The sequence below is a fragment of the Calothrix sp. UHCC 0171 genome (assembly GCF_034931845.1).
Taxonomy (GTDB): domain Bacteria; phylum Cyanobacteriota; class Cyanobacteriia; order Cyanobacteriales; family Nostocaceae; genus Brunnivagina.
Window position 1 is genome coordinate 1 of the sequence record NZ_JAYGHN010000032.1, and the last position, 22421, is coordinate 22421.

The window sequence follows — 22421 nt, forward strand, 5'->3', positions numbered from 1 at the left end:
GGTTGATTGCATTTTGATGATTGTTATAATTTGTAGAATTTGGGATTGCGGAAAAATTACCTTCTGTCATCTCAGCTAATCGGGATTGAATATTGCTAATTATTCCCGCCCAATCAGCATTTCTATCCCACTCACGACGAATCCTAGTTTTAGTTATTGCATCATAAAGTCTGCAAAAAACTACATTCTCCTCGCCGGGAGTTGCAGCAATAATTAGAGGTTTAGAAAAGTCGTAAATTTGCGATGCTGCGAGGAGAAAAGTTTTGGCGAAGTTGGTTTCTATTCCAGTTCTAATCACATAAATTTCATCGGCAGAAATGACTATATCTAGTTTTAAATTATCTTTGCCTCTGAACTCTTTACTGGTCAATTTCAAGCTTTGTAAGTAACCAGTTAAACCCCTTTGTTGGACGGGAATTGTTTGGTTATTATTGACATCGTATTGATACCACAAAAATGATTCGCCACTTACTTCGCCATTTTTGACGTATAAATATATTGGCTCTGGCGGATTACAAAGACCCAACTTAATTTCGGAATTCATGCTTGTTTCTCCAAAAAATCATGTGGAAATATTTATGTGTTGAGGGGTTACAAGTTTATTTTGATGGTAGATAATGCAACCCCTTTCAACTTCAATTTATAATGCGCTTCTTCCTCAGAAATTTTTCTAGCGTTCTCAACAGCAGGAATAAATACTGGATGCTAACTTGAAGAAGTTCAACGCATTTGGCGTAAACTTTTTGAATTAATTTTGTGGCGGTGATGGTCGTAGATTGGGCTTCAGCGATCGCAAACTTTTTAGATTTGTGCTGGGGAATAAATACTGGTATGGCTGCACACTCTTTCTCTGCTGCGGTTACTTCTTCTTGTTGTGGTAGCGTTCCTTGGGTAAAATGCCAGGTTATGTAATGAAAACATTTCATCCAAGTATTGCCCCGATGAATTTCGATGCCGTTGATAATTACAACCCAAGGCTGGGTTTCAAAATCTTCGTCGGTGAGGATAATTTTTGCGATCGCTCTATCCCCAACATAAATCTCATGTTCCTCGAAGCATATTTCTACTGCCCTGATGTCGTTTAGACTTTGGAGCGATTTGGGGCGATTGGGCAAAGCCCACGCTTCGCGAACGCTTGAGGAAACTTGAAAAGCATCCGTCGCATAAGTCATAATATAGACTCCTGTAAAGGTTCAAAGGGCGATCGCACGTTTTCCAGACTGGGTGATCGCCTTTTGTTGTAATTTTATTATGATATTCTGCTAACTGATTGTCAATATACAGATTATCAGTTACTCTGTAAACAGACAGTCAGTATTCTGATTGGCTGTTATTCTGTAATCAGATGAGCGTTAATGGAGGTTGGTTTATACGGAACGTGCTAGCAATTTGGATGGAAGCTTATATTGATATTTCGCGTTGGTGGCCCAAAACAAATGATGGTAGTCACTTGTCTGTCTATGCAGTTCATAGGCAATTTGAGGGTACTCCAAACGAAGTGACCCGACATACTTTAACGGTTGCTCGTGATGGAAAGCTCAAAAAAGCAGACATCGATAATTTGGTTAAGTTAGCCAGGATTTGCTCGGAACTGTCCGGCGAACTGGTAACTATTAACGATATTGTAAAAATTCAAGAGTGAACTTGATTTCATCATATAAGCATAAGCATTGGGCAAGGTTATGCATATCAAATTGTTGACAATTCAACCTTTCCAAAATATGAAGATTTTAATTCAAGTATGCGTAATCTTGAAACAGACGCACAAAAGCAAAACATAGATTCTAAAGTGAAAATTTAACGGTAGGTAACTACGCTGATAATTTCTATTGATAATTTTTCAGCGTAGCGCGAGCATGGCAAAAATTAAACAAAGAGCGCTGCATTTTTACTTATGCGGCGATTAGTGCTAATTCCAAGAATTTAAAACATTACAAAATTTAATAAGCACTTTAGAGCATCTGCGAGCATTTTTATGTTCGCTCAAATTTCGTATGTCACTGCGCCGAAATAGATAGTGGCTAAAAATTTGGAGGGATATGAACGCAATAAGCGAAGTTTTACACCAAGAACTCAGTGCAAATCTATACACACAAATCGAATTCCAGCACCTGCGGGAATGGTACGAAAGTGGAGTTGACCAAGAAATCATCCATCTCAACGTCAAATCCTTGGAAGGAACTACCCCTTACGAATACTTGATTTACAGCCCTAAAATATCACGCCGCAACGATGGAAGATTACGAGACGGTGACTTGAAAAAATATCGTCACATCGAACACGGGGGTTGGTGGTGTAGCGGAGTTGACCCACTCGATGACTACAATCCCATGATGTGGGGATGCTTTAAGCCGGATAAACCCAGACGCGATCGCACTAAAATCCATAAACACATCAAATATGAACACCCCTATAAAGAACCAACCAGAGCATTCTTCTTACAAGTACCGCAACGAATTTGGGAAAAAATTGCGGGGAACTGTGGAATTGCGATCGCTCCCGAAGACCTCCAAAACAATCAAGGTTTTTGGCATTGGGTATGGAAAAACAACGTACCAGTCGTAATTGTTGAAGGAGCAAAGAAAGCAGCTTGTTTATTGACTGCTGGATATACGGCGATCGCAATCCCTGGAATCAATGCGGGCTACCGACTTCCCAAAGATGATGATGGAAATACCATCGGAAAACCCTTTTTAATCCCGGATTTGAAACATTTCGCTACACCAAACAGACGGATTGATATTTGCTTCGATCGCGACAAGAAATCCGAAACCATCAAAAATGTCCGAACTGCCATCAAACGCATGGGGAAATTGCTTGCTGTTGAAGGCTGTGAAGTCAGAGTCATCGATTTACCGGGACCAGAGAAGGGAGTTGATGATTTTGTTGTTGCTCAGGGACAAGACACATTCGATGAACTTTATGATAAATCCGACACCCTCGATATTTGGCAAGTGAGGCTGTTCACACTGCTGAATTACCAACCTGCTTTGGAGTGCGATCGCCCCTTCCTCGGACACATTCAAATCCCAGATACAGAGCGACTTATCGTTCTCAAATCAGCAAAAGGAACAGGTAAAACAGAATGGTTAACTGGTGAGGTCGCGAAAGCCCACGAGCAAAATCGGAGGGTGCTAATTATTACTCACAGGATTCAGTTGGGGGAAGCATTGTGCGATCGCTTTGGAGTGAATTACGTAACTGAGGTTAGAGACTCAGGAACAGGGGATTTTCTTGGCTATGGAGTCTGTATAGATTCTTTGCACCATCAAAGTCAAGCGAGATTTAATCCCAACGACTGGTATAACGATACGGTCATCATCGATGAATGTGACCAAGTATTCTGGCATTTATTGAACTCTGGGACGGAAGTGCAAAAACGCCGGGTTTCTGTCCTCAAAAACCTCAAGTCCCTCATCCAGAATGTTCTGAGTAGTCCCCACGGTAAGATTTATCTTGCCAGTGCCGATGTGTCCGATTGTGATGTGGATTACGTTTTGTCATTGGCTGGGGAAATCAAGGTCAAACCCTTCGTGATTCGGAATAACTATCAACCCAAATCTGGAAACTGCTATACCTACTCAGGGAGCAATCCCCAGGATTTGATTGCTGCATTGGATAAAGCAATTCCTGAAGGTGGACATCATTTACTGTGTTGTTCCGCCCAAAAAGCCAAATCGAAGTGGGGAACGCAAGCTTTAGAGGAACGATTTCGGCGTAAATTTCCAGATTTGAGGATTTTACGAATCGATAGCGAATCCGTTTCTGACCCATCGCACCCGGCTTTCGGTTGCATTGCTCATCTCAATGAAATTCTCACGAAATATGACTTGGTTATTGCTTCCCCAAGCCTAGAAACTGGGGTATCAATCGACATCAAAAGTCACTTTTCAGCAGTATGGGGGATTTTCCAGGGTGTACAGTCGGCGAATTCCGTGCGACAGATGTTGGCGAGGTTGCGGGAGAATGTAGATCGCCATATATGGGTAAGAAGCAGTGGAATCGGCATGGTTGGTAATGGTTCCACATCGGTTGGTGTGCTGTTGGCAAGTCAACACGCAGCTGCACGGGCAAATATCATGTTGTTGTCCCAAGCTGATAATGCAGATTACAGCATCGATGAGAATTTTCAGCCCGAATCGTTGCAAACTTGGGCGAAACGGGCTTGTGTAATCAATGCTCAGATGCGGTGTTATCGGGAATTTGTGGTGCAGGGTTTGGAGGAGGATGGTTATCAAGTTCTCGATGCGAATAAGGTTCCAGACGAAGAATGTTGTGGGGTTTACGATTCGGTCAAAGCTGCTTCTCTGAAGTTATATGGGGAGGAATGTCGGGCGATCGCACAATCCGAAACCATCTCTGATTCTGAGTTTAAGAAGTTGCAGGATAAAAAAGCCAAAACCAAAACTGAGCGATACCAGGAACGGAAAGCTTTGCTGAAAGAGCGTTATGGAATTGAGGTGACACCTGGTCTTGTTGAGAAAGATGATAGCGGGTGGTATCCCCAATTACGGCTGCATTATTTTCTTACCATTGGACGGGAGCAGCTTGTTGAGCGTGATTCCAAGAGGGCTAAATCGCAGATTGAGGTGGGCGATCGCGCTATTTGGAAACCAGATTTTAACCGTGGGCAGTTATTGCCCTTGGTTTTGCTGCTGGAAGATTTGAATATCCCCTATTTTCTCACGTCTGGGGTGATGTTTCGTGGTTCCGATGCTGAATTGCGGGAGTTGAAGAGTAAAGCTGTGCAGCATCGGCAGATTATTCGGAATTATCTGGGGGTTTCTGTTTCTGAGGGGATGAGTTGTGTTGCGATTATTCAAACCCTGTTGAGTAAGTTGGGTTTGAGTTTAACCTACGTTGGGCGATTTGGAGTGAGGGGAAATAGGGAGAGGGTATATGAATTTGTTGCCCCAAAAGATGGGCGGGATTTGGTTTATGCAAAATGGCATCATCGTTGTGATGTTGGTGTCCACCAGCAATAAATATAGTATTTACGAACTACTTGATTGGACGCAATCTACAAGGTAATTTCTCAAAATTATCCAGCCTGGGTTGAGTATTGCGGCAAGCAGGGAAATAGGGAGAATATGAATTTGTTACTCCAAAAGACTAACAGGGTGAGGTTTACGCAAAATGGTGCGACCCCTCATAATTTTGATGCCCAATATTGATTATAGTAAATAAGCACTATTTTCTTGAACGCAATCCACGGATAATATGTCATCCAAAATTTTACTCAGCATTTCCAATCAAATTAAATGCAGCCCAGCTATTGGGAGAAAGGTCTTGCTCAATCATTGTTAGCATGGCTTTTCGCAATGATTTAGCTTTGTCGAACTTGTTTTGTTGTAAATTACGATAAAATTCCGTCATTAAACGGGTTGTAGACCCATCTGGTATGTCCCACAGGGTTACAAGGACGCTGGGAACTCCTGCATTCATCAATGAACGAGATAATCCGATCACACCATCCCCAGTAATGCGTCCTTTCCCGGTATTACACGCGCTAATTACTACTAATTCGGCATTGAGTTTCAAATCGAAGATTTCTTCGGCGGTGAGCAAACCGTTATCATTACCATAGGGAGTAAGCGCGATCGCACTTCCTAATCCTCTCACATCGTCCAGTATCCCGTGTGTGGCGAAATGAATGATTCTAGCTTTGGGTAGCATGGGTAAAATTGCGTTTTTGGTGGCTTCTTTACCAATAAGCGGTTTGGCTTGGAATAGAGGAGCGATCGCTTTGACTTCACCTTCGCTTCCTGGTAATTGGTCTAATTGTGTAGGTTTTTCTCCTGGTTTCTTGGGGGGAACCTTGGGCATGATAGGATTACCCACAAGTAAGACATCTTTTGCTGAACCAGGAACTCGCTGTCGTTGTTGATGGGTTAGTTGTAAAACCTGAATTGATGGGGAAGTAAGAATTGTGTGTTTTTCAATTAAGTATTTACCTTGGGAGTCTTGCAGGGCGGGAAAGGGAACGGCAAATAATTCTTGCTGGGGGATAAAAATTACACGCGCATCTTCTTGAGTCGGTAAATCTTTGGCTATGGGTTCGATTAGTAGTCGATGAAGTTGTTGCAAGTAGCGGTTTTTGGCGTTAGCACTTGGCTGGGAGCCTTTGTCTCCGATTTTTTCTTTTACATCGGTTATGGGGTATGTTGATGTTACTCCTGGTGGAAAAGAAGGTAGTCGGAGGGTAAGCGTATCATTATCAACAACTACTACTTCCCATGCTGGGTCTTTAGCTCGGTCATTTTTGAGTGTGACGCGATCGCCTTTTTTGAAGGTTAGCTGGTTATTACCGCGAGTTCTATTGTTAGGGTTAGCATTTGTAGGCATCGATGGGATAGATTCGAGGGTATTTTTTACCAGCGTTTCTAGCGAAGTCTGATTTTGTAGTAGTTGTGTAAGGTTAGATTGATGAAATGTGATTTTTCCATTAGGTTGAACAACCCAAATCAATATTTTGGTTGCGGGTACTTGGGGTTGTTTATTTTTGGCTGAAGATGGAATAACACGCAAAATATCGTAAACAATTTGGTAATTTACTAAAGTCGCATTTTGTTGTTTGGCTATTTGTTGAATTTGTGGCAGAGAAATTTTTGGTGTTTGTGTTTTGAAATCGCTATTTTTACTGTTGCTGGAAGAATTGGCTAGTAATTTTGCGAGTATTCTAGCTCTACTTCGTTCAGAAATTTCTAATGCATCCTCTTTCTTGTTTTGAGCGAGAAGAACTTCTACAAGCGTTTGATAGGTTCCCAAATAGGAGTCAAAAAACTGTACTCTATTTGCATCTTTATTGCCAATTCCACTATCGAGTATTGAGTCATATTTATCTACAGCTTCAGAAAGTAATTTTTCTGCTTTTTGATTATCTTTTGTTAAAAAATACAAAAATCCTGCTTGCCATCGCATTATAGCTAAAGTGTGTGGGTTGGAATTGGGATTTTTTTGTAGTAATGACTCTGCATTGCGTTGAATTTGGAATGCTTTATCGAGATTGCCAGATGCGGCATATTGAATTGCCAGGGTTTGCATTAAATCTGCTTTAGAATTCCATTGCAAAGAATTTTTTGCATCTGTGGTTTCGCGATCGAGAGCTAGGACTTGTTCATAATAATGAATCGCAGCTTTCCAATTTCCCTGTCCGGAATTGGCAGAGCCTAAATACCTCAATGCTGTAGCTTCTTCATCTGCAAGTTTCAGTTTTCTTGCTAATTCTAACCCTTGATTAATATATTTTACACCGAGATTGAAATTGTATTTTTCACTTCTAGCTCTAGTATACAAAGAGCCTAAAAAAGTTAATGTTTGTACTTCCATCCTTTGGAATGATGGACATAATATTACCTGTTGTTGTTGGCTAAAAAAAACTTTATTTGATTGTAAATTAAAATTATTTTGATTAGTACAATCACTATATTTTTTCACCGTATCTAAAACTTTTTCTTGATACTTAATAGCTTCATCTATACTTGCAATTGATGCATAGGCGTTACCAATACCTTGATATGCTGCTAACTCAAAGAATGGATTTCTACTATCTTGAGCAATTTTAATTGCTTTGTTAAAGTTTTCAAGACCAATATTGTATTTGCTTTTAGATAAAAAGGCTAGACCCAGACTAGTATGTGCAGTAATTTTAGCAGAAATCTTATCGTTGGAATCTACTATTTGTTGGAAGAATTCAATAGCTTTATCAGTTTCTCCAATCTCTAGATAATTTGTACCCAACAATTGTAAAATTGTATTCTGAAATCCTGTCAAATAAGAATTATTTTTTATTTGTGGATAAATTACATAGGCTGATTCTAATAATTTTATAGATTCTCTATTTTGATTCATTTTTTGATAAGTAACCCCCAGTCCCAATAAATGTTGAAATTCAGCAATACGATTACTAGCTTTAACTTCTGAATTTTGATTTTTTTGATATTCTTGAGATATAGTTATCCCGTTTCGATAACATGCAATTGCTTTATCATACTCATTTGATAGGTCATAATTGTTGCATAATAATACGTGTTCTCTTCCATGCATTAGTGCTACCCAAGGAGCTTCATTTTTTTCAAAAATCTTCTGTTCCTCTTCTTGGATTTTAATTGCTTGTTGAAGATTACCCATTAATATATATGCAGATGCGAGAAAACCCAATCCTATAATTTCAAGCTTTGGATCTTTAATTTTGCGTGCGATCGCAATCGATTCTTGGGAATATTTAATGGCTGCGGTAAAGTTTTTTCCCTGAAGGTAAGAGCTGGTGATTCTAACCAATGCTTGACCTTGGTTTTGCAAGACAGATATTTCTAATTGAGTATCTTTTAGTTCTCTGGCTATTACTACTGCTTGCTCGAAGGATGCGATCGCCTTACTGTTATCCCCAACAGCAGTATAAGCATTTCCCAGGCTGACTAAAATATTTATTTCTCTGCGTTTATCTTTAGTACCTCGAACATTTACTAGATTCTTCTCTAATAACTCAATGCTGGTTTTCACGGTAGATAAAGCGTATTGCTCCATTTCCCGGTTTTGACTGCTTCTGGCTACCGCTAAACTTTGCTGATAAAAATCAATAGCCTTTAATGTATTTCCTTGTGGAGAATTGAAATTTATAATTCCCAGATTAAGTAATGCTCTTGCCTCTAAATCGGTATTTTTAATTTCTCGTGCTATCGATAAAGCCTGTTCCTGGTGGGTGGTTGCTTGAGAAAAATCTTTTAAAAATATGTAGGCGTTACCAATACTTTTGTGAGTGTGTCCCTCTGCTAAACGCTCCCGCAATTGTTGGTAAATTGGCAGTGCTTTTTGAAAGAATTCCAAAGCAGCTTTTGCTTTTGCTTCCGGTTGCTTGCTTTTGAGTTGCTGCTCACCCAACTTGAACAATCGATCTGCTTCAGCTTTTCTGGAATTATGCATAACTTGGGTTACATACAAGGAAACTGGTTTGGCTGAAGGTAAAGTGATCGCGAATGTACCTAAAATTACCAGCGCACTTATATAAATTTTTTTCATATCTGTAACGACTACTATTTAGGCTTACAACAGGAAACAATTGGTTCTGGGACAATTCTTGGTAGATTAACCCCATCCAATGTCAATAAATCCTCCCAGTCAGCTTTCAAGCCTTCATCCTGGGGATTTTGACGACGAAGTTCGATTAATAGTGTGAGAGTTTCGTACCAAAAACTATTTTCGGCATAAACAAGAAGGCGATCGCGTCCCGTATTTGCCTGTAACTGTTTTGTCACCTCTGCACTAGCTTTTACCCGTTTGATTCTGCCATTAACTTGGTCAATTCGAGTATCGCAATTAATACCCAGACTCCACTCATAGGTTTGATCTAGTTCTAAAGCAGGTGCATTCTTGGGTAAAGTGATACTGATAATGCCGGGTGTATTTGTTAACTGCAAATCCTGCTTGTAGATTTCTTTTTCATCGAAATCTGTCAGCTTAAATTCTACTGGGGTTGTAGAGTTTGCTATGTAGGGGACATAAAACCAGAACGTGGGGCGATCGCTAACTGTTAAACCCTGATTTTTCTCCGGAATCAAACCAGTCAAAGGAGGCTTCTTGTTATCGCTAGAGCAACCACGAGTTGCTGCTCCCATACGGTTCCCAGGTGCGCCATCGTTGGATAATTTGAAGCGAAATGGCTTTCGACGTTGTGTTTTTGACGGTGATGGGTTTGGTTTTTGTTTTGGTGTTTGTGCAGGTTTGGCTTCTGAAGGGGGAGCCATAGTTAACAAATTTTGGTTACAACCAAATAGTAAAGGGAGGATGAGGAATAGTATTAGTTGGTATGATGGTCGCAGACCAAGCTCTGTCCGTCGTTTATGTTTAGATTTCATGTTATAACTCCCAATTTATTGATTTATCGTTGATTTTTTATATAGTGAGTAGCATATCAGGATTGCACTAGAACCAGCTAATGTCAGCAGCGATGGTACAAAGGGAACCCAGTATCCTTTAACAAATAAGAGAAAACACGAGCCATATAGGATAACGATCGCTAAAGTTATTCCCACTCCTAGAGGTATGGCATCTCGAATACGCCAAATAATCAAACCCCCGACAAAAGACCAACCACAAATCCATAAACCATCTCCCCACCAAGACCAAACTCCCAATAATGGACGTTCCCCCAATGCTGCGCTGATAATTTGACTTACCATTTGAGCGTGAAGAAATACACCTCGTATTGGTGTTCCATAGGGAGTTTGAAAATCATCGGGCACAGGAGGGTCTGTAACACCTACTAAAATTATTTTGTCTTTTATATCACTATGCGGCACATAGCCTGTAAGTAATTCTGTAACACTGAAGGACTTTGCAAATTTTTCAGGGTTACGGTTACGGTAATTGAGTAAGATTTGAAAACCGCCATTATCTAAGTGTTGATAACCACCTGCGTGACTCGGTAGCTGTTGAAAATGTGCTTTTTCTAACTTTAATTCTGTTTTTGAAATTTGCTTGGGACTAATATTTTTTTCTGTATCCAGATAATACTCTGCCAACTGCCAGCTGAGGGAGTTATGTGCTTGACAACGAGAGCTTGACTTTGGATTCATGAACAGTAGATGGCGGCGAATAATTTTGATTCCGCTACCAGGAGTCGCAGAGTCAAACGCAACATCACTAAATCCCAACCTCTCTGTTGAGATAAAAGGTGGTGGTGGAGTACCAACAGAACCACTAACCCTTTCTGGATTTTCTACTTCACAGGTAGCCAACAAGTTTTCACTTTCAAACAGCTTTTTTAAATCTGCGGTAGGTTTAACTTTAGATAAAGGGGAGAAATCCCTGTACATATCCAACCCGATAACTCGTGGTTGATGTTCGTTGAGTTCATTTATAACTTTAACAAGGTTGGCATTCGATAACGAAAACTCACCTTTTTCTTTGTTGTCTTGAGCATCGATATCTCTTTTGTCAACTTTAATAACCAAAATACGAGGGTCGATTCCTTCATCGGGTCGTAACTGCATCATCTGGTCATAAGCTTTCAACTCTAGGGATTGCAACAAACCGAGATGACGCACCCCCAACACTAAAGACGCTACAGCTAAACTGGTAGCGATTAGCGATCGCAATGTGGGAGTGTATCTGTAGGGAACCCAACTTAAGGGTTGATAAGCAGGGTTTTGGAAAATTACAGGGAGCCAACTGGCACAAGGAAACTGTTGATTTTGTAAATCTACATCTTTCCCTAAACCATTCTCTAAAATTTGCAAGCTTTTTCGTGCTTCTCGCACTGCTAAATATAAGGAATGAGTGCGAGCAAATGCCTTGAGGAAACACTTCAAAAACTTATGAGCTACTACATCTGGAATTGGTTCCTGCATCACAATCATTTGGGGAATCTGCATTGTGCTTAATTCTGCGGCTAATCCCAAACCATCACAAGAATTAAAAATTGCCAACGAAAGTCCTTTTGCAATCGCTTTGCTGAGAGTATCTCGTAAATCCTTCAGGTTTAAACTATCTGTTTCATTAATTTTTATCAAACCTCGATTGAAATTACTTTTACTTTCGCTATGTCCAGCAAAAAATAAAATATCCCAGCTTTCTTCTTGTAACTTATCGTTGATTTGTGTTCGTGTCGGTTTTTCTAAAAATTCAATCTTAGCGTCTGGTAATTCTCGTTTTAATATTTGTCTGTCTTTTTCAATATTTATATCTGCACTATCGCCTAATATGGCTAATACTTGAATTTTTCGTTTCTTCTTGATATTACCAACTTTCGGTGGCTCGTAATTCCTGGGACTAAATGCTATTTCTGCATTTTTATATTCCGCCAGTAGTTCCCACTTACTCCAAGGCAATTTCCTGAATAAAAAATTATCTGTCTGTACAATTATTTTAATTTCTTCATCAGTCCGAATTTTTCGTAAAAACTTTTCTCTAATACTAATAAACGAACTGGATTTTAACCAATCATTCAAAGCATCGATTAATACTTGTCCTGCTTCTTTGCAATCATCGATGGGATTAAGGGGGCGATCGCATTCGCCTATATTTGTAATCTGATTCTTTTCGTCGTCTAAGCGTGTCGCTGAACCCGAACGGAGATAATGTTTATAGCGCGATCGCCACAGTACGTAGCTTTCCTCAACTTGGGGGTTGGGAGGTAATTTTCCTGTAATGCTTATTTCCGCAGGTTTTCCATCTTCCATAATCCTCAGCCTGACCGGAAAACCCTGCTGCTGTAAATCACCTTCCCCCAATTCGAGGACAACCAACTTACTCATATTTTCTGTTACCTGCCAGTTTGCTGAGTAATGGTTTAAATTCTGACAGATAATACTTTTAGCTGTAAATTAGTCTTAATGTTTTTGTCACAATTGATATAGAATTCAAATCTCAAGTTTAATTCGATTCACCAATTAAAGTAAAAGCTGCCCAGTTCTTGGGGTCTGGGTGCTGCTTCATCGTTTCCAGCATTGCTTGACGCAGGGCAAAAGCCTTTCCTTTGTGTAAATTTTGATAAAATTCTGTCATCAAGGACGCAGTAGGTGCATCGGGTATTGACCACAGAGAAACAATCACACTGGGGACACCTGCACTAATCAAAGAACGCGACAAACCAATCACCCCATCACCGGAAAGTTTTCCTCTACCTGTGTCACAAGCACTCAACACAACCAATTCAGCATTTAGCTTTAGGTCAAAGATTTCGCTGGCGGTGAGTAAGCCATTAGTTTCTTCTGTTTTACCTTTATTATTAAATACTTCAGGAGCTAAGGCGATCGCACCGGGTATACTTCCAGCAGTAAAATCATCGAGTAAGCCGTGGGTTGCAAAGTGAATAATTCTGGCTTTGGGGAGTAGGGGTAGGATTGCAGACTTGGTAGCGCGATCGCCGATAATCGGATTGGTTTTGAATATCTGCGCGATTTTTTTGACTTCTTCCTCTGCATCTGGAAGTGGATTTAACCGGGTTGCGGGTTCCCCAGGCTTTAGTGATACTTTTGGCATAGTGGGATTACCTACAATTAGCGCATCTGTGGGTTCTGGCGAGAACTTTTGACGTTGTTGATAACTTAACTGTTGGTGGGTTAAATCGAGTACCTGTATTGATGGTGCAGTTTGGATAGTATGTTTCTGAATGAGATAATTTCTATTAGCATCTTGCAGCGCGGGGAAGGGAACAAAAAATAGAGAATCTTGGGGAATGAAGATGACACGAGCATTTGGGTCTTTTGGTAAAAGGTCGGCAATGGGATCGATGAGAATTTTGTGTAGTTGCTGTAAGTTGGTGTAGGCTGCTTGAGAGTATGATACTTTCGTAACTTGAGCGAATGTGCGTTCGATGGGTGTTTCTGTTTTTTCCCAAGTAGTCAACCTGATTTTGACTGTCATGTTTTGAGGGTTAACTGCAACAACTTTCCAAGGTGGGTCTTTTTCACGGTCTTCTGTATTGCGTCTTACTAAATCATCAATTGCAAAATTTTGTTGGTTATTTTGTTGGTTATTTGCGCTTCTGGGACTATCTATAGCGACACCTAAATCTTTGAGGTTATTGTTAACTAGGTCTTGCAAAGAAGTTTTTTGTTGTCGCAACAAAGATTCTATGTTTACTTGGCGAAATGTTACTTCGCCTGTGGGTTTGATAACCCAAATAGATAATTCTGATGCTATGCTTTGCGAGACTCGGAATCCTTCTTTTAGTGGTATTACTTGAAACTTTTCACCTTTTATAGGTGTATAAGTTGCAGCAAAAGTACTATAATCACTTATAGAGTATTCCACTAGGGTGGCATTTTGTCTTTTGGCGATTTGTCTAATATCTTCAATTTTCAGTGGTGAAATAGGCGAGTTTTGCTTGGTATTGTCGGATAATCGAAAGTTAATTAACTCAGAAAAAGCCCTCGCTCTTCCTCGCTCGGAAATTTCAAGTGCTTCTTTGTATTTATTTTGCTTAATGAAAACTTGTTGTAGACTCTGAAATGAATCAGTTTGCTTATCAATAATCGATATTCTATCGGTATCTTTTAATCTTACTCTTAATGATTCTTGAACTTTAATGGCTTCCATAAGTGTACTTTCTGCTAGAAGAAGATTACCTTGTCTATAGTAAGCTAATCCTAAATTTTGGAGTGCGATCTGCTCATTTTCACGATCTTTTTGCTCTCTTGTAATTGCTACAACCTGTTTTCCATAATCAATTGCTTTAGAATAGTCTCCCATTTGACGATAAATTATAGCAAGATTTCCTAGCGAATTACCTTCCCCTTCCCTATCTGGAATCTCTCGTTTAATTTTCAAAGACTGTTCCTGATAATTAATTGCTTCTTTGTATTTTCCCAATTTATTAAATATAGAAGCAAGATTTCCTAATGCTTTTGCCTCAAGCTCTCTATCTTGATATTTTTTTGCGAGAGATAAGCTCCGAGATATATTATCAAAAGCTTCATTATAATTTCCAATATCTTTGTGCAATACGCCAAGAAGATTGAAAGCATTACTTTTGAGAGTAGAAATTTCATTTTCAGGTAAATTTAGTTTCTGTATAATTTTCAGAGCCTGTTCTGCATCATCAATTCCTCTAGAGTAGTTACCCAAATAAGAATTAGTCATAGCAATATTTCCAAGTGCTACAATCTCAGATCGAAGATCGTTGGTTTCTCGTGCAATTTCTAAACTTTTCTCAAGATATTTCATTGCATCTCCATAATTTCTTCGCCTCATGTGAATACTGCTAATCTGGGAAAGAAAAGAAAGCTCTTCTTTTTTACTCCCTGTTTTCTGCACAATTATCAACAACTGCTGGAAATATTCATCCGCTTTCTGATAATCTCCTTTATCAAGGTAAACTTGAGCAAGATTAATGTTTGCGTTTTTCTCGGTTTGAGAATCTACAGTTTCTCGTGCGATCGCCAAACTTTGCTGTAAATAGTCAATAGCTTTGGTGTAATTACCCAAATTCATATAAGCTGAACCAATATTTCCCAGTCCTTTCCCTTCACTTTCACGGTCTTCTGTTTTCCTGGCAATCGCCAAGCGCTGTTCTTCATACTCAATTCCTTTTTGGTAGTTTCCCAACGCAATGTTAGCAGCACCCAAATTTCCTAGTGCAGCACTCTCACCTGAAGGATGTTTAATTTCTCGGTAAATAACAAGTGCCTTTTGAAAAGATTCCAAAGAAGCTTTTAGTTGACTACTTTCTAGCTGCTTTACTCCCAACTTCAAAAGCCGTTCAGCCTCCGCTTCCCTAGAATTATGCGTGACTTGGGCAAGGGGTATGGAAACTGGCTTGGCTGAAGGCAAAGCGATCGCAGATGCACTTAAGAAGATAACTAGCACACCGAGGGAAACTTTTTTAACACCCATATTTTAACGCTCATACAAGTGACTATTTAGACTTAATACCTGGGGACTATCACCCTATTTTTGTATATTAAATCACTAATATTTGTACATGCCTTTTGTTTATACAAAATTAATCTATGGACTTCAGTCAATCTGAAGGATTGAGGGATGATTGTTGTAGAGGCGATCGCACCTCAAGTATGAGGAATTGGAAGATTGGAAGTGCGATCGCTTACAACAACTATTTGACGATAGCGCGATCGCGTTTATACACCCAAATCGCACTCAATCCAAAAAATCCAAAAGCCCAAATTAACCACAGTAGATGTAAAATAATTCGAGTGTCAATATGTGATTGAGCTACTGATAAAACCAATTCCTTGTAGTGGTAAAAAGGTGATAGAGAAACCAAATCCTGCATTAATTTTGGCTTAAATGGTAATGGAAAAATGCCGCAAGCAAAGGGAATAATAAACAAAGACAAACTCAAAATCGAATCTGCACTTTTAGGATGGACTAAATATCCGAGTTCCAAACCTAAAATAGCAAAAGGTATAATCCCAATTATCGAGCAGATGAAAATAGACAAATACAGACCCAAACTTTCATGAATTCCTAGCTGCCAATATCCCAGAATAAAAATAGATAGAATCGCAATGGCGCAAACAATTAGTAAACTGGCAATCTTAGCTGCTATATAAACAACAGGAGGTAGGGAGGTGGTTTTTAATAATTTTAACCATCCTTCTGCACGTTCAACTGCCACACGTTTACTTAACCGCTCGATCGCAATAATAAACAGGATAATACCACACAAGTAGATTAACTGGTCTATACTAACTTTTCCTGGTTGAAATCCTGGTTGAAATTTGAGTAGTGGAACAAATCCAACAATGCTTAATGTTGCGAGCAAAAATGTAGGTGTACGTCGCAGTTGAGTGACTTCAAACTCAAACTGTTTTTTAAAGATAGCTAATAAATTTCGAGGTGTAGTTTCAATTGGAGTTAATGTTTCATTCTCTTTATCATTTGGTAGCTTAACAGGAATTTCCTTATTATCTACCACTGATTCCTCTACTAGCTGTCCTGTTACCGATGCTTCAGAAGGTGGATATAACTTAATAATTCGAGTTGCTAATTCTCTTATCTTTTCCGAATCACCAGGGTTATGGGTAGTCACTAAAATCGTCACACCTTGTTCGTGACAATGTTTGATTTGTTGCCAAAATACTTCCCAGCTTTCCTTATCTAAATTTCTAGTAGGTTCGTCGAGGATGATGAGTTTGGGATTTATAGCCAAAGCCAAAGCAAAATAAAGTCTTTGTTTTTCACTACCAGCTAAAGTAGCTATCTCAGCATCTATTATTCCTGGTTTTGTGAGATTTACAAGAGCTAGAATTTCTTCATTTGAAAGTAGGAGGGGATTTGGGGAGTAGCTTCTGACTAGTTCTAGTAGTTCCTTGACTTTCGTATTTTTAGGAACCTGTGTTTCTTGCAAAACCACACCAACATCAAGTTTTGAATTGGCATCTTTTGGATCGAGTCCCATGAGTTTTATTTCTCCACTACTGGGAGTTATTAACCCACATATTTGAGATAGTAAAGTTGTTTTACCAGCACCACCATCTCCTTGTAGCCAAATAAACTCTCCCGAATTAACTGTGAGATTAATATTTTCCAGTATCGTTTTCTGACTCAATCCATTGCGAAATTTTTGCGTAACATTATTGATTTCAATTACTTTCATTTTTGATTCTCCAATATCTTTCTAGTGCAAGGAAATTTGCATTAAAAACCAAGTAGCTAAACCACCAATAATTGCGATGGGAGCAGAAATACCCATCAAGGCTAAAATTCCAAAGGCTCCCAAACCACCAGCAGCAGACCAAAAGCTATAAACCATTGGATTTTGGTAAGGGAACTTACTACAAATGCTAAAAAGGCAAAAGTCATTTCCTCTCGTGACAAGAAAGAATGTGGCAACAATAGCAACTGTTATAAACCCAAGTACAACTAATTGACCTAAAGGAAATGGAAGCTTAGAAGTTTTAACTGCTACAGAAATAGTTTCTTCGGCATTATTTGTATTGGTGATTTTTCCCTCATTAGTGTTAGTTTTTTCTACTTTAGTGTTGGAAGGAGCTTGGATAATATCTGGACAGTTTTCTGGTTTAGATTTATTGGAAAAGGGTTTCATCTGCAAAGTTACTCCTAAATTCAGAAAGTGGAAGATTTAGAAAGATATTAGAAAAATGCACCAATACTTTTAGCTGCTAACCATGTAAGTATTCCCAGTCCCGCAGCAATTGGTACGGGAACACCTAAAGCAGCAGCACTTGCACCCACTGCAATTCCGAGTTGTCCTGCATCCAAATTAGAAATTGGTATTGCTGGTGGAGGTAACAACGGAGAAGAGAATGGAGATGTATTACATTCTGTTGGGAGTTTACCGAGGAAATTAATCATTGGATGACAAGAGTGTTGAATGTGTAGAGTTTCAGTAACTAGTAAAGGTGTCCAAATTACAAAACACACGATTAAAGCTGCTGAAAATCGACGACTATTCCACTTGTTGAGCAAAAGTGTTTGGTATTGTTTAAAAGTTGTCTGCATAGTGTATGGTTCGATAAAGACGAAAGATTAATTTTGATGTAGCGATCGCATCCAGCTATAAAACCTTAATAAGCTTTTGCAAATCGCAAAATACGTGCTTCTTTGCCGTTGCCAGTATTAATTAACTTATGCAAATCCAAAGAAGAACCTGAACCTGAATAGGAAACAGTAATTACAGAACCGATTGGTGGTAAAATTGGATTTGCATACCAATCGAACCAAGCAAAATTTTGTGCGCTATTTTTCCATTGAATTAAAATTTTATTGCCAGCATAGGTTGCATCCCAACCAAAATCTTGAACGAGTGTAACTAGAGTGGTTTCGTACATTGCAAAGACTCCTAAAATTGAAAACTAGGCGAAATTTCATTTGCTAAATATCTTATCTGGATGAGAATTAGAAATAATGCAATCACCTGGAAAAGAATTTACATTTACTATCCAATTTTCAATTCCACTAATCTTGTTGCTCGGAATTTAGCCCTAAAAAAGCGAACACTGTCGCAGTAACAGCAGCAGTTAGTCCCTTTAAAAAGCCTTTGCTAAACTGTTGGAAAAGATTAGGCTTGTTTTCCGCAATTTCTATCCACAGTGTCATACTTTGGGAAATTACCAGTTCAATAGCTTGTTGTACTCTTTGTCCAAACAAATCTTCTAGAGTCTCGAAAGAAATGTTGCCAACAATCGAAGCAACAAACCATTTTTTTTCACAATAGTCGCTATCTTCCATGACAATCAACGCTCCATATTGATAACGTTCTTTGATGCCATTTTCTAGAAGATTTGCTAGTATTGGCCAAGTATCTGCGATCGCTTCATATGTATCCCGATCTAGATTAATAACTAAATCGTCAAATGCATGTTCAAAGCTGCTGGCTACCCAGACCGAATTTTCGGTGCGAGGGATAATGTATACGACAACAGCATTATTTTCGTCTATGGGATATTCGCATTCGACGTAAGATTGTACGATCTCAATATTGACCTCATTGCTCCCAGAGGCTTTACGGCTTTCGATAAAAGGTCTCATAATACTGCCTTTATTTTGCCAATGATGATTTTGGTACAGCGATCGCACATTTTAATTGTCTGTTACCACTACATCTGGATGAGATTGCATAAATATGCAGTCTGTAAAAAACTAGATGAACAATTAACCGAAATAAAGGAATCACCAATAATTGCGATGAGTACACCCATTAAGATATCGTTGCAGTTATTGTGTTTCCGAAGCCTTATTGATTTTAGTCTCTATACTAAAATTGACACCCTGAAATATTTGTCCAAGTTTCGAGCGAACCTGTAACAGCAACACAAGCTGTCAATGCTCCAAAAGGACCACCGAGTAAAAATATAATGTCATCCATAAATAGCTAAAAACTAAATTATGAAATCTTTGCCAATGCAGCTATCTCCCAAAGATATTTTGACACTAAATCTTTCTCCTTGTTTACCACTAAATTTTCTTTGGATGACTCGATCCTTTTCTCTGGAAACAACTTCCCTAAAAATATTACCAGTTTCATCTAATACCGTCATTCGACAATTAGGAGGTAAATGCTTTTGACCTTCCATCGTATGAACTTGTACTAAAACAGCAAATTTACCATCATTTTTCTCTAAAACTCCTACGAACAAAGCCAAAGGATAACCTGCTAATTGCATTCCCAAATCTAGCCCCGGTTTGACTCCCACTGTAGAATTTTTCGGGTCAATCATCCATAAACTTTCAGCAGCAGTCCAACGAGTTTCTTCTTTCTCCGTTGTTTGGATAAGATAAACTAAAGTATCAATAATTTCTTTATCTTGATAACCAATTTTTCCTAATGTTCCGGCTGCAATTTGTTTTTCCCCTTCATCTCCGGAATTTTTTATTTTTTCAATTAGCTCTTTTATCTGCTTTAAAGTATTCGCATCAGGTTGTTTATTCGAGCTTTCCCTTCTACTTCTAAAGGCAAAATTGACTTGTGATGCTCTAAATAAATCCTCTACTGTTTGCCAACCTGCATCAAAAATATTTTCTATATTTTGTCGCCAACTTGACAGTGGAATGCCTGGAATCAGTCGATTTCTATATAGTTTCTGTCTCCACGCATCATTTTCTAGTAATGCTTCCCACTTGCAGAAATCCATATCCAAACGGGGTAAATAAAGAGAACGTTGACTCAGTTTATGGATGAAGTATTCTGCTTCATTTGTGGATATTTTTGGCAAAGCTGGAATAACTTCTCTTTGTTGTGGGCATATTTCTAGTGATACGATAAATGTATTAATATCTTGAATTAAATCATCCTTATGTAAAGAATATGTACGCTCGATCGCATCGTATTCTCCTTGAGTTTTCAAATCGATATGTGTTGTAAAACCCCAAATTAAAAGGCTCAGTTCGTCAGGAATAATTTGCACTGCCAAATAATAGTCAGCAACAAATTTAGGGATATCTATCCATTCTTTAGGGACAGAGAATTCTTGATTATCAATTGCTTCGCTAGGAATTATCACAATACGTTTATCTGCAATGGAAATATCTGCAAACGAAAACGATGTACCATTGACAAATTCCCAAGTATCTGGAGAACTTAAAGTTATTGGTTGAGATAAATCTAACTCATTTTTCAACCATGTACTCACAACATTTTGACTGAGAAGGTTGAGAAACGCATTCCAACGAGATGCATCGTTAGAATATTGCTTGGAATTATTGACTTGTAACCATGCTTTTCTTCTGTCATCTTCGGAAAATGACAAATTCAAAACTTGAGAATTGCGATCGCTAAATTTCACTATATTTTGCCCAAACATGATTTTCCTCTCGTTTAATTAGTTCTCAAATGTGGTGTAATTTGTTTCTTGTAGCCATTTTTCTACAAAAGTAGAGATTTTTCCCTCGGCTGATGGGATATCATTAAGCTTTATGGGTAAACTTTTTTGGACTTCTTCTGATAATTTTAGGCATAACTGTTGTTTTACACCATTAATTATTTCCTGTAAGCTTGGTTCCGGAATATTTAAACTTTGAGCAATTTGAATTAATGATACTTCTTGCCTGTAATAAAAATTGAATAGTTCTAAATTATGAGAAGCTAATTGCTGAAAATCATGAGTTAATAACTCATAAAAATTAGACTGAAAATACTGTGTCAAATAGATATCAAGTGCTTTTGATATATCCCTAATTTTCTCAGGAGTTAGAGTTAAACTATATCTTTCTTGACTCCAGCAAGCCACTTCTTTGACGAGAGCATTAATTACTCTCGACACAGTAGTTTGAGCAACATCAAATGCATCTGCAATATCTTTTTGTGTTATATCTAGACCAAACTCAAGCTGTAGCATTTTCTTCTTAGCTTGAGGAAGTCGCTCGTAAGCATTAAATATAATCGTTGTAATTTCGCTTTGTCCTTGATTTCGTAATTCGTCTGGCTCACCTTCTATATCTTCATCATATTTACTGAAATACTGGGATTCTATCGTATCAATTAAAGTTGCTTGATTATCATTAAAAGCTGTCCCCAAAGGTTGATCGAGAGAATCAATAGTGGGTGAGATATTATTGCGTAAAGCTTTTACACAATTTAACAGTAATCCTTCTAATTCTTCCGTATTAATGTTAGTTTGTTTTAAAGCTGTGATACAAGATTGCGACCATCTATTACTTTTTCCATTACTAATTAATTCTTGCGTTTTAGCTAGTAATTGATTGTATCGATTGACGATTTGTTCTAACTCCTCTCGGTTTAGCCATGCTAATTTTTGACTTCCAGTTTCTTGTCTGGAGTTATAACTTTCTTTAAAACAACGCCAAGCAAAAAGGTGTTGGGATAACTGATAATTACTTTCTTTCTCTTTATCTTTAATCCCAAAATCTGTTAAAGCCTCTCGAACAAATTTATGTGAAACATTACGCAATAATGCAGCATCACAATATTTTCTTTTTGTTTGACCAATATGAATGAAATCAGAAAGAACTGTTCCTAGTCGGTATTGAGCAAATTTAGTGATGGAACCACGTGTTCCATCATATCCCTTAAACAGCTTGGCGAATTTTTCTTGATTGAGCAGGTTCATTCTCGCAACTTGCATCAAGTCCTGTGAAGAACAATCGACTTGCGAGTCAATTTTAGCCATTTTTTCAGATAACCAATAAATGGTTTCTTCTAAATAGGAAGCAATATGTTTGTGTGCAATTTCATTTGAATTTGAATCTTGACTTCTTTGAAGCCAATAATCTACCCAAAATTTCTCATCATCTCTTTGCCTCAAATTACTATCTTCTTGAATGCTACGGATTAATTCGCGATTTAACTCGCGATCGCGTAACCAAATTAGACGTAAGCTATTACTATCGTTGCGCCTTTCGATAGATAGAAAAGTCGTAAATTTATCAACTAGATTGCTTCTTCCTGGTAACATTATCTACCTTCCTGTTGCTGTTATGGGTTTTACGCTATTGAAGTAATTCTTTTATTAATAGGGAAAGGTGACACAGCAGAT

Annotated in this window: 14 protein-coding genes and 1 pseudogene; 2 read left to right on the top strand and 13 right to left on the bottom strand. The window is 38.5% G+C overall.

The annotated features are described in order from the left end of the window. Nucleotides 1-544, bottom strand: a pseudogene (locus VB733_RS20585) (hypothetical protein); the annotation flags it as partial. A 91-nt stretch (nt 545-635) separates the two neighbouring features. After that, the gene (locus tag VB733_RS20590) at nt 636-1172 is read right to left on the bottom strand and encodes a hypothetical protein (RefSeq protein ID WP_323341929.1); all 537 of its coding nucleotides are present in this window, start codon (nt 1170-1172) and stop codon (nt 636-638) included. A 173-nt stretch (nt 1173-1345) separates the two neighbouring features. Here VB733_RS20590 and VB733_RS20595 point away from each other — a divergent pair, with 173 nt between their 5' ends. Both VB733_RS20595 and VB733_RS20600 read left to right on the top strand, forming a co-directional pair. Beyond that, entirely contained in the window at nt 1346-1642 is a 297-nt protein-coding gene (locus VB733_RS20595; RefSeq protein ID WP_323341930.1) for a hypothetical protein, read from the top strand. 397 nt (nt 1643-2039) lie between these two features. Then, nucleotides 2040-4985 carry a plasmid replication protein, CyRepA1 family gene (locus VB733_RS20600; RefSeq protein WP_323341931.1) on the top strand — a complete coding sequence of 982 codons (2946 nt, stop codon included), beginning with the start codon at nt 2040-2042 and terminating at the stop codon, nt 4983-4985. Nucleotides 4986-5235: 250 nt separating this feature from the next. On the opposite strand, the gene VB733_RS20605 is transcribed toward VB733_RS20600, so the two are convergent. The 11 genes from VB733_RS20605 to VB733_RS20655 form a co-directional block, all read right to left on the bottom strand. After that, nucleotides 5236-9018, bottom strand: a complete 3783-nt coding sequence (locus VB733_RS20605) for a CHAT domain-containing tetratricopeptide repeat protein (RefSeq protein WP_323341932.1) — start codon at nt 9016-9018, stop codon at nt 5236-5238. Between the two features lie 14 nt (nt 9019-9032). Beyond that, nucleotides 9033-9743, bottom strand: a complete 711-nt coding sequence (locus VB733_RS20610; protein ID WP_323341933.1) for a DUF928 domain-containing protein — start codon at nt 9741-9743, stop codon at nt 9033-9035. A 126-nt stretch (nt 9744-9869) separates the two neighbouring features. After that, entirely contained in the window at nt 9870-12254 is a 2385-nt protein-coding gene (locus VB733_RS20615) for a CHASE2 domain-containing protein (protein ID WP_323341934.1), read from the bottom strand. 118 nt (nt 12255-12372) lie between these two features. Then, nucleotides 12373-15336, bottom strand: coding sequence for a CHAT domain-containing tetratricopeptide repeat protein (locus tag VB733_RS20620; protein WP_323341935.1), 2964 nt, complete (start codon nt 15334-15336; stop codon nt 12373-12375). Nucleotides 15337-15556: 220 nt separating this feature from the next. After that, nucleotides 15557-17062: an ABC transporter ATP-binding protein/permease gene (locus tag VB733_RS20625; RefSeq protein WP_323341936.1), complete on the bottom strand. Its 1506-nt coding sequence runs from the start codon at nt 17060-17062 to the stop codon at nt 15557-15559. A gap of 21 nt (nt 17063-17083) precedes the next feature. After that, nucleotides 17084-17512 (bottom strand): hypothetical protein, encoded by a 429-nt coding sequence (locus VB733_RS20630; protein WP_323341937.1) that lies wholly within the window; start codon nt 17510-17512, stop codon nt 17084-17086. A gap of 47 nt (nt 17513-17559) precedes the next feature. Continuing rightward, nucleotides 17560-17928: a hypothetical protein gene (locus VB733_RS20635; RefSeq protein ID WP_323341938.1), complete on the bottom strand. Its 369-nt coding sequence runs from the start codon at nt 17926-17928 to the stop codon at nt 17560-17562. 65 nt (nt 17929-17993) lie between these two features. Beyond that, complete coding sequence (locus tag VB733_RS20640; RefSeq protein ID WP_323341939.1) at nt 17994-18257, bottom strand: hypothetical protein; 264 nt, start codon at nt 18255-18257, stop codon at nt 17994-17996. 127 nt (nt 18258-18384) lie between these two features. Next, nucleotides 18385-19005: a hypothetical protein gene (locus VB733_RS20645; protein ID WP_323341940.1), complete on the bottom strand. Its 621-nt coding sequence runs from the start codon at nt 19003-19005 to the stop codon at nt 18385-18387. Nucleotides 19006-19307: 302 nt separating this feature from the next. Continuing rightward, nucleotides 19308-20729 (bottom strand): DUF1822 family protein, encoded by a 1422-nt coding sequence (locus tag VB733_RS20650; protein ID WP_323341941.1) that lies wholly within the window; start codon nt 20727-20729, stop codon nt 19308-19310. Between the two features lie 18 nt (nt 20730-20747). Next, complete coding sequence (locus VB733_RS20655; RefSeq protein ID WP_323341942.1) at nt 20748-22190, bottom strand: hypothetical protein; 1443 nt, start codon at nt 22188-22190, stop codon at nt 20748-20750. Nucleotides 22191-22421: the final 231 nt, after the last annotated feature.

Bases quoted from the DNA above. Each gene is read 5' to 3' on its own strand.
- VB733_RS20610 (WP_323341933.1), bottom strand. From the start codon at position 9,743: ATGGCTCCCCCTTCAGAAGCCAAACCTGCACAAACACCAAAACAAAAA.
- VB733_RS20595 (WP_323341930.1), top strand. From the start codon at position 1,346: ATGAGCGTTAATGGAGGTTGGTTTATACGGAACGTGCTAGCAATTTGG.
- VB733_RS20605 (WP_323341932.1), bottom strand. From the start codon at position 9,018: ATGAAAAAAATTTATATAAGTGCGCTGGTAATTTTAGGTACATTCGCG.
- VB733_RS20600 (WP_323341931.1), top strand. From the start codon at position 2,040: ATGAACGCAATAAGCGAAGTTTTACACCAAGAACTCAGTGCAAATCTA.
- VB733_RS20590 (WP_323341929.1), bottom strand. From the start codon at position 1,172: ATGACTTATGCGACGGATGCTTTTCAAGTTTCCTCAAGCGTTCGCGAA.
- VB733_RS20635 (WP_323341938.1), bottom strand. From the start codon at position 17,928: ATGCAGACAACTTTTAAACAATACCAAACACTTTTGCTCAACAAGTGG.
- VB733_RS20650 (WP_323341941.1), bottom strand. From the start codon at position 20,729: ATGTTTGGGCAAAATATAGTGAAATTTAGCGATCGCAATTCTCAAGTT.
- VB733_RS20625 (WP_323341936.1), bottom strand. From the start codon at position 17,062: ATGAAAGTAATTGAAATCAATAATGTTACGCAAAAATTTCGCAATGGA.
- VB733_RS20620 (WP_323341935.1), bottom strand. From the start codon at position 15,336: ATGGGTGTTAAAAAAGTTTCCCTCGGTGTGCTAGTTATCTTCTTAAGT.
- VB733_RS20640 (WP_323341939.1), bottom strand. From the start codon at position 18,257: ATGTACGAAACCACTCTAGTTACACTCGTTCAAGATTTTGGTTGGGAT.
- VB733_RS20615 (WP_323341934.1), bottom strand. From the start codon at position 12,254: ATGAGTAAGTTGGTTGTCCTCGAATTGGGGGAAGGTGATTTACAGCAG.
- VB733_RS20630 (WP_323341937.1), bottom strand. From the start codon at position 17,512: ATGAAACCCTTTTCCAATAAATCTAAACCAGAAAACTGTCCAGATATT.